Consider the following 16,334-nt stretch of genomic DNA (forward strand, 5'->3'; position numbering starts at 1 on the left):
AAGCGCCGAGCTATTTTTTGCGGCGCTTACCATTTTGTAACTTCAACCATCCAGGTTTTTGCGAGCGATTTAATTCACTTAAAATAAGGGTTGCCTTTTCTATTGTGATCCTAAAATCGGCGATATCTTTGTATACCTGAACTGCTATTTTCTTTCTTTTTACCGCCGCGCCGGCATCTAAAAATGACTCGACCAATTTATTCAAAAAGCGTGTTAGTGGCGAGCGAGCCCGAGTATTATCTTTACTTTCTAAGCGTTGCATTTGTTGCTCTAGTTTGCGCTTTATTTGCGTCAATTCGGCTTGGCTAAATTCGCTTTGAGCATTGGGCAACGTTTCGAACAAGTCGAGCTTGTCAGCTAAGTATTGGCATTCAATCGCGCTGAGCTCCTCTTGTTGTAAAATTCTACTTAAGCCATTTCTAAACTCAGTTTGTGTCACGCTGCGGCGGCTTAGGCGCTCGCAATGCTGATGAAACAACTGCCACTTTTGCCACATGTACACATAGCCCAGTCCCGCACCTTTGATATTTTGCATGCCGACGATAATTTGGTGTTCATTTGGCAGTGCTTGTTTGGCAATGATTTGGTTTAAGGCATCAGGCTTGATGTCACTATCATGCACTAACGTACATTTGAGGGCGGCAAGTTGCTCTGCAAGCGCTGCTGTTTGCGAAAGCCTGGTGCTCAGGTCTTCAACTTCCAAAAGCGACTGGGCAATCGTCCACGCCTCAAAACGCTTTAGAGTGGGCTGATGTGTGTCGTCTTCGCTATTAAGTTGCGATTGCAGCGAGTCGAGACTTGAAAACGCAGACTCAGGCAGCTTGGTTGCCGTAGTATTTAATGATGCGATCAGTGCATCTCGCGATAATGTGAGCCTAAAGCGTGTGAGTAAATCGCGCAGTGCGTCGTGGTCGTTATTGCTGAAAATACTGTGTAAGAGATTATCCAGTGCAACCATAAAGTACTTAAAGAAGCCATCGATATTGGTGCCGATCACCACAATGGCATCAAAATGCAGATCATTGGCCAGAATGTTCGCAAATACTTGCGAGCGCGCTACGCGGTCGTTGCGATTATTAATCAGAGCAACAATTTGCCCCTGCTTTCCCTGTTCGACGATGTTTAAGCGTTTCCAATTTTCTATCGTTGCTAGGCGTTCGTTGGCAGACATGCTGTTGATAAAGCTTTGACTGATTGCACCAATCTTTGCGGTCGTAAACTGCTGAAGCACGCCAACATCGGGAATAACCCTAGAAGCCGTTTCTTTGAACACATAGTCTTTATTGATGCCAATATATTGCGCCATTTTGCAGACTAAGGCGATGTTATCCGGATGCTCAACATAGGGGTACTTTGCGAGAATGTCAGGCGTGATTTGATACCCATCACCCCAATGAATTTGAATGAGCGAAGTGTTTTTTTGCTCTGCCGCCAAGTTGAGCACGGAGGCCATATTCTGCTCGGCGGTGAACACTTGGGTGTTGTAGCCCAAAAAGGCAGACATTTCTTTTGCTACATCCAAACCTGTTGGGCCCAAAATATCTTCATGATCCGGGTAGGCATTAGTAATGGTAGCAAAATTGTCTTTCATCCAGCGCACTAGAATTTTCACATATCTCGGAGTCAGGCCCATACATTCCCACAGGAAAACGTCCGCTTTTACCTGTTTTGCAAAATGTAGCACATCAGCTTGCTCCCAAATACTCGCTTTATCGAAAGGCCGAAATAGCGGGATCTCATATTGCTCACCAGAAATTTTTGAATAGATAAGCATCGCTTCACAGCCCGTGGTCTTGCTCACGACTCTCAGCGCCAAGCTGCTAAATAAAGCTGACTTCAGCCTCTCGGTTCCTGATTTTCCTCGTGTTCCCCAGCCGCCAATGGACACCGGAATGTGTTTGCGATTTTGCTTTATTCTTTTACTGACATAAATATGCCGAGTCCAAAAGTAGCTAATAAATGCAAGCACAAAGAAAACCAGCTGCGAAATACTATTTTGATAAATGGCATCGACGTATTCTTTAAAGCTGCTCCAAATGGTGAGTAGCGCTGAGGTGGCACCAGAGCGAGTATAAAGTTGCTGAATGTCTTTCGCGACAGGAAAGGGCGTTTTTGCGATGTCGCCATAGGCACTAAAGCGTAGCGAAAACCCCAGCGTGTTAAGTGCATCCAAATACTTACCTTGCTCAAGTTCGTTGCCTTTTCGTAAGCGGTCTAGCTCTGCAAACTGCCATGTTATGGTCCAGTACGCCTTAAGGCGTCGCCACAAAGTTGATGGCGGAGTAACGGCTAAAATACCATCCGGCGTATAGGTTTTGGCGTCTTCTTTACTGTGGTCATTAGTCAGTACACTTAGCAAAAAGTCGAGTAATGGTAGATGTGGTCGACTCGTTTGTTCGGCGATATTAAAGAGCAACTCCCCCGGCACTTTTGTTTCGCTAATTTCCGCGGTAGTGCAGCTAGGGACGTGGATCGATACGCTGGGCTTTTTCGCTTTGGTATGAGAATAGCTTTGACGTTTATCGGTACTTGGTTGTCTTATTTCGTGTATTACTCGCCACAACCTTCTTGCTTGACGATAGCCTTGTTGGATACGCCAGCCAGCTTTTGTTTTTGAGGCATTAAGACTTTGACCGCGCTGCGCGATATAAGAAAGTGAGCGGCCCAGTTCATCACGAGACCAAGTTGCCAGTGCGTCACTTTGTTCGTTGGCTTCAAGGGAAGCGTTGAGCTGCGCGATGATGGCTTGATGATAGAAGCTACCTAGCTGCTCTCTGGCTCTGGCGATATAACGGCAAACGGCGATGTTCGTTTCGTTCGATAAGCAGTCATTTAAGGTATCAATAAACCTTTTGAAGCAGAGATCGGCTTGATTTGATTCAAGTTGCATATTCAGCATAATACGCGCGCTTTGCTCAAGCGCTAAGCGCTTGAGCTGCATACTAAAGTCGCCTGTTAGCACACGTTGCCACAGTAAAAATGCAAAATCGTGTTGGCAAAAGCGGTCGGCGGATAACTGTTTTATCAAGGTAAAAAGTACGGCATTCTCATTCTCTTGCTCAAACCGCTTGGCGATTAACTCTTGTGCAAACGATGTGGGATAAAACTCGACAAACTCTAGCGTAACCTGGCGCACCCTAGGTAAGGTGTGCTCGCTGAGTGCACAAAGCATATTGAGATCTTTTTCTGTAAGCTTTGGCTGGCTGACAATAATTTTAGGAAAGATACTCAAAATATAGAGTACTTCGGCATCAACTTGCTGACTATTTTCAATATCGTTCGCTTCTTCAAGCAAAGCCCACATGTAGGCACGAATAAAGGTGGGGCGTTGATGTATTAAGATCTCTAAAATATCGACGATTGCCTGATAGGGCATATTGTCAGACTCAAGCAATTCAATAAGTTTGGCGATAAGCTCTGCGTCTAATTCTGAGTCGACCTCATAGTTGTTTAAGGTTGCGACCATATTCACCAGTGCGCGGATCAAGCCATGACGAATATGTTGATTTTGACTATGGGCGAGTAAATTTAAGCAAAATGGCTGTAAATCCAAGCGTTGCCAGGCATTTTCTAGGGTATCGTGGTGAGCACGTAAATATCGATTCGTTAGCGCCCCAAGTTTGGCGATTAAAAATTTAACCTGTTGCTCAATAGCGGCAACTTGATGTTGATATCGAGCAACTACAGCACCTTCGTCAAACCATCGTGAAAAAGCTTTTTTATCTTGTTCTAACGCGGCTTTAGTGGTGCCAAGTTCTTGAGCATATGCAATAATATGAAGCTCTTTTTCACTGGCAAATTCAGACTTAGCGATACGCTGTACAAATCCGGTGTGGGATACCTCAAGCAGCAAAATTTGCTCATGTAGAGTCTCAATTTTATGGCGTAAAAAGGCGATAGATTGAAGTACCAGCCAGTCGGTTTCATCCTCGTTTTCAGGGCGATTGTAAATGAGTTCCCATGCACACAATTCGTCGATCAACGCACTGTATTTATGTTGATACAAGTTCAGCCAAAACTTTTCAGTTTCGGCAAAAAATAGGGCTTCTAATTGACTCTTTAAGGCTTCAACGCTCATGTAAATCTTGCTCTAATAAATGACTTAGCTGTAACGATTCAAAAATAATTTCATCGTGAGCATAGGGGGCAAAAGCGGTTTGCTGTAAGTTGCCTAAACGTACTTGTAGCCCAACCTGATGGGTATTGTTAAACCAGTCTTGAGTCCAAGTTACACCTAACCAACCCGCGGTGTTATGACTAAAGTCAAAGCCCGTTTGCCAACCCAATTGAGTTAAGTATTGCCATGTTGGATTAGGACGGTTCTGATCGGCAAATACATAGCTTGATGTTAATCCGGCATGAAAAATATGGCCTTGATAAAATTGATACCAATCAAATGAAAACAGTGCATTGTCGAGCGTTTGCCAATCTTGATTTGACGTCAGTGTAACGCCGGAGCTGAAGTAACTATCAACCCAAGGCTGATAGCGCAGCCCAGCATGCGCTTGCCAGCCGTGCTTGTGATTATTACGGTAAAAGGTGTACATATCAGGACCAATTTGCTCGTCTGCAATAAATTCGTCCTTGCTGATACTGGTGTACGTGTAAAAAGGCTGCCACCACCAAATGCTTCTAAAACCGCTGTTATAACGGTGAATTTGGCCAAACTTTGCCGAAATACTAGAGCTTAAATGGGTTTCACTGATTGCCGTTGCATCCTGCCAGCGATTACGCATTCTTGCTTCTGCAAACCAGTTCGACTGCTGTGAGAGCCAATCATATTGACCATTAATAGAGAAGGTGTCTTGGTGATGATTATCCATCGTGTAGAAAGTATCGATGCGGTACCAGTTATTCTCATCCTTCACTCTCAATGATACACCTAAATCGAGTGTGGTACGGCTGGGGCTAGGCTCCGTTGTCTGTACAATGTCGTCGCTATCAATATTCAAAAATCCTTCGACGCCAGTGCTACTTTCATCAGTTTCAATGCGAGCTTGCTGAAATTCGGGCTCAGCACTTGTTGGTGTTAACTGTTGCTTGGCTTTTAAGAACATTGGCACTTCAGGTACTAGATTAACGCGGTGCAATGTTGGACTTAACGTCCAGATAGACATGCGTGCTAACGTTGGTTGTTGCTGGCCGCTTAGTGAGACTTGTCCTGCTGGGTGAAAATAGGTGGCTTCATTTCTAATACCATCGGCAAAGGTTTCAATTTTAATCAGACTATCTCGAGTTAATTTCGCCGTGATTGGGGTTGTTTCATCAGAGCGATAAAAAATCTGCCTCGTATCCAATGGGATATCACGCCATTGACCTTGGTTGAAGTATTGCGGACGTACGCTCACGCTTTGCCCCGATAGAGGGTTGAGCCAACGTAATTGCAATAGTCCCTGTTGCGTCTCGATTTGTTTAATGCCGTAATAGAGCGGTTGCGTTGGCTGCAATGAGATCACATCACCTTGATTTGGCCCTACTAGTTCTACATTAGCAGGCGGTGCTACGATTTGCTTGGCGGAAGAGTAGGCAAACTTTACCCTTACTTGCACTTGTTGATACTCAGAAAAATCAATAGTCAGTATTTCGTTTGCTCTGAGCGGCAGGCCTGACGGCTGATTTTCTGTGAGGTGTGCGGTGATCTGGTCACCAACGCTTTGCGCCGCAAGCGTATCAACTTTTACCTTTTGTGTGCCAACATAGCTAGTGTATTGTTCCGCAGCAAGCCATTGACCATAGCGCATCAAGCGGGCATATAAATCGGTTAAAACGGCATCACCCGATAAGCTTGGCTGTAGACGTTGAAGGACCCTGTTGTAGCTTTCATTAGACAATATTTGCTGACTCAATTGATACAAGGCATTTATCGCAATTTCTTTAGCGCTGAGCTCATTTGCTATACGCGCTTCAGCGCGACTAACCAAGAGTGCAGACTTATCTGTAAAAGCCGGAGTATTCGCGGTGTCTGGTTGCACCCGGATCTCTACAAACAACTCATTATTACTGAAAAGCGTGAGGCTTTCATTTGCTGCTAATTGAATATATTGCTGTGATGCAATGGATAACCGAGTCGCTTGTGGTTGCAATTGTAAGTTTGCTGCAATATCACTAAATATGGGTAAAAGCCGGGTTTTGGTGTTGTGTTCATACAGTAACCATTGGGTATTTTTGTATTCTTGTCCTTGGTAGGCTGCACGTGCACTTAGCTTGAGCGTCAAAGGTGTTTTAGCAACCAGCTTGATTGGTTTATCTGAACTTAGCGGATAGTGCTCAGTTTGATCATCCAGTGACTCCACGACTTGTAAACCATAGTGACTGAGGCTGTATTGTGGTTCGGTAAGTTCATTTGTTTGAATTGCCGCGATTTGTTCGGCCTGTTTTGGTGTTAATGCCATTTGCTGGCTTGTCCACAGCGCTTCTTGCTGAAGCCCGGAGTCAAGTAGATATGTCAACAGGATATCATTGCATTGATATTGCGTGATATCGGTTTCGTGGGCAGCGCATAATAGGCTAGCTTGGATATATTCATTCCTTGCTAAATATCTCGAGAGTAGCTCATTGGCAGCGTATTCTCTTAAAGATTGGGCGGTGCTTTTAAGCAATGACTTTAGTAACACCTCGGCGTTTCCACTGCGTTCTAGCTGAGTCAAAATAGCAATATTAAGTTGCCAAGCCATTAACGTAACTTGCTCACTATGACCACTCAAATACGGCTTTAGTTTTGCAAGCGCCATGAGGGGTTTGGTCTTTGCTACCATTTGCAGTTCCGCAAGCACTTTAGTGGCGGTAAACTGGTCGTGGCTGTCTGTCTTAACGCTTATTTCCGGCGCACTCAGCCCACTCAGTGATAAATGATAAGTGTCCGCTCGATTTTGTTTGCTTCTTGCCAACAGACCTTGAACGAGTGGCCCTTGGCCTAGCGTTTCTTGCGTCATGGTCAAGAAGTCGGGAAATGGTTGTAATCGGTTGACTGCTACAGCGATATCAAGCGCTTGCGCAGCACCTTCAATCGTCACAGCTTTGGATGCTGGATTTATGTGTAGGGTAAGTCTTTGAAAATGACTGCTAGGCGCAACAAGCAGCGTATGTCGGCCATGCTCGCTGGTGATGGTTAAGCGCTCTTGCGTTCTTGCTCGAACATACAAGGTAATTGCATTATCAACTCTCACTATGTTTTCAAGACGATAGTTAAGTGGCTGAGATGATGTAATGTAATTGACTCTCTGAGCGCTCGAGGTGAGCAGCACTTGCCCAGCGGCGCTGCGGCTGCCCAGTGTTACTCCACTTATCGCAACATGATGAGTGAGCGGTTGAGGGGAGCTTGGCGTTAAAAAGTACAGTGTAGAGGCAATATCGTTAAGCATTTGCTTACGTTTGACCGCCAATGCTGTATCAGTAGCGCTAAAAGTGAGTGGAGAAGTATCACCATTCATGTAAAGGGCGCTAAGCTGCTCGTTCAGCTGTTTATTCCAATACGGATTAAATAACGACTCTTGCTGCTTTATTCCTGCATTGTCGTCGTAAATACCACGGTGCATTTGTAGTAAGTTAAGGTAGGTAGGCACCGATGTTGTGATAGTGAGGTAACTACCTTGCGGGACAGCAATATAATCTTGGTTAGATAAGCCGACTTTAGGCTCAAGGTACTCATCCGCTTGGATATCTGATATTGCAATGGTGCTGATAACCTCACCGTTAACTTTAATTGTGACAGTACCATTTTGCGCAATCGCGTGCAGATCTTTTCGAACCTCTAGTTTGAGCTTTTTAGCGTGCTCAAAGAATACGCTTGTCACTTGTGTAGGTTGTAGGTGAAACCAGTGCTCTGTATCTTGTGCTAATTGCAGTATTTGGTCGTCAAGTCCTGGCAGTCTGAGTGCTCTTCGATACGGATCTCTATGGCTGTGCATACTGCCTTGCCAAAGCGCGAGAGATTGAGCTTTATCACCTGTGTATGCAACCTGAATTAAACGGTTTTGTGCTGTTGCACTCAGTTGGCAGCGGGATTGAATACATAACCAATCGGACGTTGGAATGGCACGTTGTAGCTTTGGAGTTTCCCCTGCAAAAAACTCGAATGTCTCGAGGGCATTTGGTGTCGTTACTAACCACGCGTGACTTGGCAAAAACAGCCACGCTTTTTGCTGCGGTGCAAAGTGCTTGTTAGCATTGGCTTGGATAAATTGCATACGTGACAGATCAATCCATTGGGCAGCCGTTTGTATCCCTACCTCATTGGCTCGAGATATCGTTGCAAACAGCAGTAGTGTCATTATAAAAGTGATTGCACGCATTTAGTAAACTGCTCTAGTTGTTGATTGTTATTAATTAATTGCTTTCTTGTTTGATAGCTTAGCTCAATATGGATGAAGCTATATTCAGGAAGCGCAAGCTGATGCATGATATTTTGCGTCCCGCCAAGTTCTTGCACTTCTTGAGGGTAAATCAGCGCCCGATAACCTTGCTTAACAAGACAAGACTTCAACTTCCATAGTGTGTCGTCATTTGTTTTACCTTGGCTTAAAATTATTTCGCTTAGTTTACCGGCGTCGGTTTTTCGCTTCTTCTGACTAAACCCATGTATTTGGAACACTTTTGCTATTGGGTGTAAAGATGTAAAAGCTATGATAGCTGACGCGTGAATATTGTGAGGTTGCTTGGCGTAATCATAGGTTTTACCAGTGTCATTGTTATCGTATCTGTGTTTTGTGTTGTTCAGTAACACTTGGCAACTGTGCTGGAAAATGTGCTCACCAATGGTCAGCGTATGTTTATCATGAAAGCGATGTGGAACAGACACCACGCAAGGCCGATGCGTTGGCGCATACGTGACTTCGCCGTGCGCGTCACTTTGAGGCTTTGGCGTCAGTGTAAATTGCTCTGCTTGGTGCGTAAATTGCCAGCCATCGAGCGCTACAGGTTGGTTAAACCATTGCGCCATTTTGCTGCTGTCGGGAATCGCAGCGTTAACATTCAATGACAGGCACAATGTAATGTAAAGTGCGTAGCGACTAAGGTGTCTCATCTTGCCACCAGTTTAATGTTGCATCAGGCTGTTCATGTTCCTCTAATACACTTATCCAAACATCATGTGAAAAGCGAAGCGTCATGGTTTTAGGCGATGTTAAGTCTTGAAACAGCGGCAAAGTAATACTTGGGTACTCGTACAGCTCCGCGTGATTAGGGTTAAAAAACATCCTCGTTTGTGCTGGGTTTAGATGTAGTACAAAGTGTTTAGCTAAAATGGTGTATTCATCGCTTGGGGTGATTACCTTAGTGCTATCCAGAGCGGTTGCTACCGTAATTTCATCTTGAGGGTCGGCACTAAACACTTTGACGACCAAAGCGATAGGTTGCAAGTTATCCTCGCTAACAGCAACAGTGAGTGGCGTTGCTTTCGCTACTTTGTACAGGCGGATCTTCCGCACGGTTCTTGGGATCCCTTGATTGATGAAAAGTGCTTGGGTATTAGCTAACTCCTCTATTTGTAAGCTGTTTAGCGGAACTTCAAATAGTGTTGGTTTACGCTTTTGCTTCACAATCACACTGCTTGGGTAGCTTGTTGCTTTACCTAGCTTAAAGAGTGCAGATTTAGCTACCTGACGATATTCAAACTCCATTTGCGGTACTGAGTTATCAAAGTAAGCTTGCTCAATGGGCACCAACGCGATATCCGATACAGCTAAAAGCTGATCTAAGTCTTTGGATCGGTATTGAGGCAGCAACTCTGGTACTTCAGGTGGCGCTTCAAATAAGCGCACCGATGCTATCTGTTTTTGTGTATGAAAGAGGTAATGGTTGTCAGCCTTTTGGCTAAACCATGCATCAATTCCCTGATAAATCGGACTTTCAGGGTCGCACACTGGGTCACAGCGATGATTCAGATAATTAAATGTTGGGCTGCGGGCTTGCAGCTTTACCATCGCGTCTTCGGCTTCAATTTTGATTTGATTAACGTTATCTGGTATTGCCAAATAACGCTTCTCTGCGGTTGGTAAGGTTTGTCGCTCTGTGGTTTCAGTTATCAGTCTATCAAACAAAGCTTGCTCTGCCGTTGCGGTAAAAACATAGTCCTTGATCCGCTCATTGTTGCTGTAGAGGCTCACAGAGAGAGTGCTGCCAATGGGCGCACGCCACTCTAAAGCGATATCGCTTTTAGGAGAGACTTGATAGTAAACCGGCGTTTGCGCGTTGAGCATATAATAATAACTATGCAGCGGGACTATAGGGTCGACGCCATTGCTAAATACCCGAATGCTGGTGGGGGCGTTTGCGCTAATGGTAACAAGGCCTGTAGGTAAGTTGCTCAGTCTAGATTGGGTAGTGGCTAGCATCTCAGGCGTTAGTGGCTTTGGCGCGTTGAGTTGGCGTAAATCATGCCAAACAAAAGTAAGATTTGCATTTTCGGGATGGCTTAATAAATATTCAGTGTGTTCATAGACGCGAAAACTTGCGCTTAGCTGCTCAGAAATAAACAAACTATCTAAGTCTAGCTGGGTCGAAAAATCATGATTAAGCACATTGTAGGGGAGTGACTCATATAACAAGTCAGCACGAAAGTCGATGTTAGGCACGCCCTGTGGCGCTAGCTTTTGCCAATCTAACATGACCGAATTGTATTTTTCTTCGTTGGTTAAGGCGTTTTCACCTATGGTGTGGTAATTCGTCATGCGTTCACGCCACTCAGTTGGCCTTTTCAGCCATGCTTTGGCAGGGTCGATAATACTGTTACTGGTTTGGGCATGGACGCGTACTACCACGCCTTTAAGCTGAGCATTTTCTGGTATTAGCTTTAACGTGATGGTTGCAGCCTGTTGTAACTCTTCACGATTTAAATAAAAGGATTGCCCAGACGCCACGGCCAACGCTTCACGGTTTTCAATGATCTGTTTTACTTGTTGCTGAAAGTCGTTCGAGGCGGCTTTAGCTGCATGGTGATAAGTACCGCGATAAATAATCGCTCCTTTTGCATCAAGTAACTGATATTCAATAGCATAGTTGACAGGCTGATCATCCAACGGCTGCGATTCGAATATTCCATTAGACAACACCCGGAGAGACATGGTCCGAGACGCAGAAAAGGAAAACTTCAGTGCACTATCGGTTTTTAGCCAATGCACATTTGAGCGAATATTAAACAAGGTCGAGGTATTTGAAGGCTCCGCCGATTTTACCCACACAAATAAAGTGACGGCGAACCAAACAAAAAGTAGCAGCAAAGCCATAAAAATAGCAAATCGTAATATCTGCTTAATCCAGTACATAACGCCCCTCATGAACCGCTTTTGCATAAGTGGCTAAATCAATAACGCGATTTCTTCTTGGTAAGTATAGCGCGAGCAATACGTTATCTCGGGTAAACATTAATCCCAGCTCACCATTTCTATGCGTGCTGAAGGCGCTTATTTTACATTGGCTTTCAAATTGACAAAGCGCTTGGAGCATTGGTAAATGTTGGGTGGTGGCATAACGTCCTGTGGCCACATTAAGTGCGTCAATAAATTGCGCACTCGCCTCATGCCAATCATTTGGAGAGAGGGCAAGCAAATCGATTACTTTGAGCTTAGGTGTGTGTGCAACGGCTAAAAGGCGTTGCAATAAAGCATCGTTGGTAATGGCAAAGTGCGATTTAAAATCCGATGCCAACCACAATGCCGCTAACTCACTTTTTGGTGCGAACAGCTGATATCCTGACTGCGGTGTGGTACCGAGTTCTAAGCCTCTTGTTGCTTGTTGTCCTAATACGGTTTGAGTATTAACACCAAGATCAGCTAGCACCCTTTGTAGTGTAGCAATGGTGTCATTATGAATAGGGTTAGGCGTTGTAAATTGGTACGCAAGCGCTGAAGGTCTGATGCTTGCAGGCGCGCTATGACTGCGGATCTGTAAATTAAGTAAGGGGTTGTCGTAAAAGTAGCGCTGTGCACTTTGATACACCACATTAAATAATGACCGCACGTTGTCGGCTGCCATGACATTTGCATCGATGCTGGTATACGGGTGAGCACCAGCGATTGCCAGTAACTTTGCGTGGGTGGCCGTAAACAACTGCCCAGAGAACTCCAAGGTGTTACTTTCAAAGAGTGGTCTAGGCACCGCAATGGTGAGGGATGGTTTAGCCAGCAAGGCAATAAAGTACACCCCTTGACCCAAATCATAGGCAGATTTGGTATCTAAAGGAGAAAGCGCAACGAATTGCCCTTGATTATTTTCAACTAAAGTTAATTGGTACTGTAATAGGTTTGCTACGCGATTTATCTGACTCAGTCTTACCTCAAGCGTTTCCGGCGTTGTCACTATCTCAAGATTTTGGGTGATAGCAAATAACGGCCTTAACACTTCATATTCCCACAGTGCAGCACTGGTATCGCTCAGTGCGCTAAATGCACCGCTGCCTTTGGCGCTAATGTGACTGGAAAATGCTTCAATAAGTGCCTGTATGCTCTCATCGCTTGTGCTTATTTTATCTATGTCTTTGTCGATACGTTGCAGGCCATATGCGCTTAGCAACGACGAATAGCTATCCGAGCTTAAATACGCCTCAATCATTTGGCCATGGAACTGGCTGTAAGGTAAAGGTGCATTTGCCGCGAGACCAAAGTGTGCATCGTTGATGTTAAACAAGGTAGCAAGTTCAGATTGTTGTACTGAGCTTGGCACACTGTTAAATATCCACATCTGTGCGTCTTCTTTTAAACTGTGTTGGTGCATCAATTGGCTTACTTGCTGATTAATTTCTCTGAGTTGGACTACCTCTGGGGTATCCATCGCGATGAAAAAGTCACTGTAGAACTCGCTTTGTTTGCCGTTCTTATTGCCACTTTGGTTAGGTCGCGCATTGCCAAATGCCATAGCCTGACTTTGCCAATACGAAAACAATATCCCACCAGCTTCGCTGGCAAGACGCTCAGCGGTGGGGTAAGGCACACTGATGATATGGGCTTTTTGAGCAGCTAAATTAATGATAAACAGGCCGCGTTTATGATCTTGTTGATTGTCTTTTATTACTAAAAATTGTGTCGTACGCTGCAAAGAAAAGTCGGCTTGACGCAGTAAGGTGGCGGCCTCGGCATAGCGTGACTCACTATCCTGCTTAAGCAACCTAATTGCTTGCTTAAAGTGGCTACGTTGCTGCTCGGTCACATATTGGCTGACATTAACGTTAGCCGCATTTTGAGTATACAGCTGGCTCTTGTAATTACTGATCACTTGGCCGAGCGTTAAATCGCTGGCTGTTTCATTTATCGCTAATGTATTACTTTGTACGAATAGGCTTGGAATAACCATAATTGCAAAACCAATACATATGGCGATAAAGCCACCAACAATTGAGGTTTGAAAAGTTGCACGGATCACAAGGCCTAGCGCATTTTTTTGGTAAATTTTAAGGGCGAGTAAGGTCGATAGCATGTAGCCAAAAGCAAAGGTATCGGTCACTTTTAAGGTTGGAAAGTAACCGACGACGACGTAGTTTAAAATCAGTTTGTAGACAAAGCCAATATTAAAAAACAGCAGCATGAGTCGTGCGCCTTCGATATTGGCGTGTTTTAAACGAGTAAAGTTTAAGACTACATATCCAAAGACTAAAATAACCGCTGTTTCTACGAATGATGTGAGCAGCTTAGTGGGTTGCATCAGTTGCAGAGCTAGCAGCGCAGGCAGCATAATGCCATTAAATTCCCAGCCGTACTTTAAATTAGCCCTTGATGCGATAAACGCGGTGATCACCAAGATAATATAAGCTTTAGGGGCTGCAATAATGGAGGCCGCAACAGCTTCGTACATGACGGCAAGATTGGCAATGCTAAAGTTGGTGAACGTCATCAATCCAAAACGAATGATGATATAGGTAACAATCAACTGAATAGCAGTGACTTTTATGCCATATTTAAAGCCGCCATTCCACATTACATTGGCGGTCAAGGCGATGATAATCAGCCCGAGACTATAAAGCTGTGCGGCGTAATCAAAAGTGATGTCCCATTGTGTTAAGTACGCGGCGACCAGTGGCCAAAACAGCACATCCATGGTAACTCGGACAATAATGCTTAACAAAACGATGGCAAAAAATCGGTCGCGGCCAAACATTTCTGCATAGCCCAGTCGCTCAACAAGTGTTTTGGCAAAAAACCGCATTAAGCCATAAACGACAATGGCCTCAACAATGATCACCCAAGCCGATGTTGGGCTCACGATAAATAAAGGGACTAGGTAACCTGGAACCACTAAACCAGTTAACGGGAAGCCAAACCTTAGATTGAAAAATGCAACAACCGCGATGCCTATCCAAACACACGTGATAACGGACTGCCCAAGTCCGCCCGCACTTGGGAATAGCGTCAGCGTCCAGTCCATCTATTCGTCATCCCACTCTTCAGGCAAAAGTTGCTCGTTAACCGCAAGTTGCTCTGACAAGTGTGTTAAAAAGGCTTCTTTATCATCTAGCTGAGATAACTGCTCGCCAAGGTCAATAAATTCAAATAACACCCCGCTGGTTTCAAATGGGGTACTGGCGTTAAGGCTGGTTGATTGTTTGAGTAAGGCGCGAATGCTTAGTAAATAAGTTCGATTGTCTAAATATACGGGTAATACGATTTTGCCACGTTTTAGGGTTAAATAGCGCAGCTTTCCTTTAGCTTGTTCACTATCCATCTCGGTACAGCGACACAGTAAGTCTAAGGCGGACATGTCGAAAATAGACAGCTTATGCTCTCTCGCAAAGCGTTCAAGAGATTCATTTACCTGCACAATTTGGCCAAATAAGTTATATAAAATACTGGCACTGTGAAGCTGGTTGAAGACATGCTCCAATGAGGTGAGTTTTTGATCCATCTCATTAATTGCATTTTTGATTTTATGACTTAACGGTTCCTTTAGAGAAAAAGTCAGCGCCCGAGTCAGTGTGCTTTTGAGGTTTTTTTGCTCAGCAGAAAATACTTTATAGTGGAATAATAATTCACCAATTTGATGTGCAAAGAGATTTACATTTTTAATAAATGCTTGCTCATCAAAGTTATCTTGAGGAGTGACGGTTAGCGCCCAAAAACCCCGAACATCTCCTGCGTACATCAAGGGTGCGATATACTGCTGCTCATCTTCCGCGAGATGTTGGAAGAAAGGACGAGTAATTTTGATAGCACCAAAGGCTTTGATTGCATCGGAATAAGGTACTCGCTCGTAATCTCGTCGCATCTCTAAGATATCACTGAGCTGGCAGTGTATCGCGCGTATTTCAGTTACTCTGTGGTCACCCTCTAAGCGAGTGAGAAAGATACTTCTTCTCAGATTAAGCTGCTGATTAACCAGTTGGATTATTGCATCCCAAGGTTCATTATGCTCAAGAAAGTGCCGTGGTAGATATCGACCCATCATACGTTGCTGGATCAGGGCGATGAGAGACTTTAAGTTTTCTTCTTCTGACCATTTCAAAGAGATAAACACCCAAAGTAGCGTCAGCCATATCAAAGATAGCAGCTCACCAAGCGGCAATAACACGGAGTACCAATGATGCGCAGCAAGGCCACTTATGATCAGTAATATGCTGGTGGATACCGCAATGATGACATTGGTCTTGGTCGCATTTCTTTGGTACCACACTAAGAAAAATATTGATGCTAGTACCATGAGTGCGACTATCGTCACTTTATTTAAAGGCTGAATAAAGCTGTCGGATGCAAAGCTATTGGCGATAAATGCCTGTAGGTAAACAGGCGGAAGTTCTTGCGCACCAAAATAAGCATTACTATTCAAGCGTGAAAACTTTGAATGCTGAGCAACTAAGATGACCTTTTCGCTGAGTTGTGCTGTGAATAGGTCACCATCAAGTACTCTCTGCGCACTGAATTTTGGTAGTGAATAATAAGGCAGCGAGTAGTCTATGATTTTGTTGAGGTATTCACCATGCTGCGGAAATATTTTATCCCACAGTATGTCACACGTGTTTGCTGGTGGTGCAAGGCTGATTGCGCTGCCATACCAATTTTCTGTTTCCAACAGACAAACCGATTGCGTATTGAATGGATAGTAAATCGAGCCATCGTATTGTTGTGGCGAAAGTTCGGTATTTGCAAAGAACACAACGGCTTTTGGTTGATAGTCAGAGAGTATTTTTACCAACTGCTGATGTTGTTGTTGTAAGTTTTCCGCTTCAATCACGACTACTTGCGTTGCTTGTGTGGTGTTGAGCTTAGAAAACCATTGTAACCCGATTAGGTTTACCTGTTTATACAAGCCGGACGCTGAGGCGATCAACAAAATAGCGAATAAGCTCATAAATAGCCAAAACTCACGTTGGCGTTTTATAAAGTTTAATTGACTAAAAACCGACATGCTTTTTT

The 16,334-nt window shown here is 44.3% G+C and carries 6 protein-coding genes; all 6 read right to left on the bottom strand.

Features of this window, described 5'->3' with window-relative positions; genetic code table 11:
* Positions 1-10 precede the first annotated feature (10 nt).
* Genes PPIS_RS00780 through PPIS_RS00805 form a run of 6 tightly spaced genes read right to left on the bottom strand, consistent with a single transcriptional unit; the run spans position 11 to position 16,326 of the window.
* Positions 11-4,078 (bottom strand): capsular polysaccharide biosynthesis protein CapB, encoded by a 4,068-nt coding sequence (locus PPIS_RS00780; protein ID WP_010370750.1) that lies wholly within the window; start codon positions 4,076-4,078, stop codon positions 11-13.
* A complete protein-coding gene (locus PPIS_RS00785) occupies positions 4,068-8,291 on the bottom strand; it encodes a hypothetical protein (RefSeq protein ID WP_010370753.1) in 4,224 nt (1,407 codons plus the stop codon). Before PPIS_RS00785 ends, PPIS_RS00780 begins: the two co-directional genes overlap by 11 nt.
* Positions 8,270-9,022, bottom strand: coding sequence for a hypothetical protein (locus tag PPIS_RS00790; protein WP_019647400.1), 753 nt, complete (start codon positions 9,020-9,022; stop codon positions 8,270-8,272). Before PPIS_RS00790 ends, PPIS_RS00785 begins: the two co-directional genes overlap by 22 nt.
* Positions 9,009-11,261 (bottom strand): hypothetical protein, encoded by a 2,253-nt coding sequence (locus PPIS_RS00795; protein WP_010370757.1) that lies wholly within the window; start codon positions 11,259-11,261, stop codon positions 9,009-9,011. Before PPIS_RS00795 ends, PPIS_RS00790 begins: the two co-directional genes overlap by 14 nt.
* Positions 11,248-14,352 (bottom strand): poly-gamma-glutamate biosynthesis protein PgsC/CapC, encoded by a 3,105-nt coding sequence (locus PPIS_RS00800; RefSeq protein ID WP_010370759.1) that lies wholly within the window; start codon positions 14,350-14,352, stop codon positions 11,248-11,250. The genes PPIS_RS00795 and PPIS_RS00800 overlap by 14 nt, the downstream gene beginning before the upstream one ends.
* Entirely contained in the window at positions 14,353-16,326 is a 1,974-nt protein-coding gene (locus tag PPIS_RS00805; protein WP_010370760.1) for a hypothetical protein, read from the bottom strand.
* Positions 16,327-16,334 lie beyond the last annotated feature (8 nt).

Origin of the sequence: Pseudoalteromonas piscicida (assembly GCF_000238315.3) — a bacterium.
In the GTDB taxonomy this organism is placed as follows: Bacteria; Pseudomonadota; Gammaproteobacteria; order Enterobacterales; family Alteromonadaceae; genus Pseudoalteromonas; species Pseudoalteromonas piscicida.

Coding starts and splice junctions, on each gene's coding strand:
- PPIS_RS00780 (WP_010370750.1), bottom strand. CDS start 4,078: ATGAGCGTTGAAGCCTTAAAGAGTCAATTAGAAGCCCTATTTTTTGCC.
- PPIS_RS00785 (WP_010370753.1), bottom strand. CDS start 8,291: ATGCGTGCAATCACTTTTATAATGACACTACTGCTGTTTGCAACGATA.
- PPIS_RS00790 (WP_019647400.1), bottom strand. CDS start 9,022: ATGAGACACCTTAGTCGCTACGCACTTTACATTACATTGTGCCTGTCA.
- PPIS_RS00795 (WP_010370757.1), bottom strand. CDS start 11,261: ATGTACTGGATTAAGCAGATATTACGATTTGCTATTTTTATGGCTTTG.
- PPIS_RS00800 (WP_010370759.1), bottom strand. CDS start 14,352: ATGGACTGGACGCTGACGCTATTCCCAAGTGCGGGCGGACTTGGGCAG.
- PPIS_RS00805 (WP_010370760.1), bottom strand. CDS start 16,326: ATGTCGGTTTTTAGTCAATTAAACTTTATAAAACGCCAACGTGAGTTT.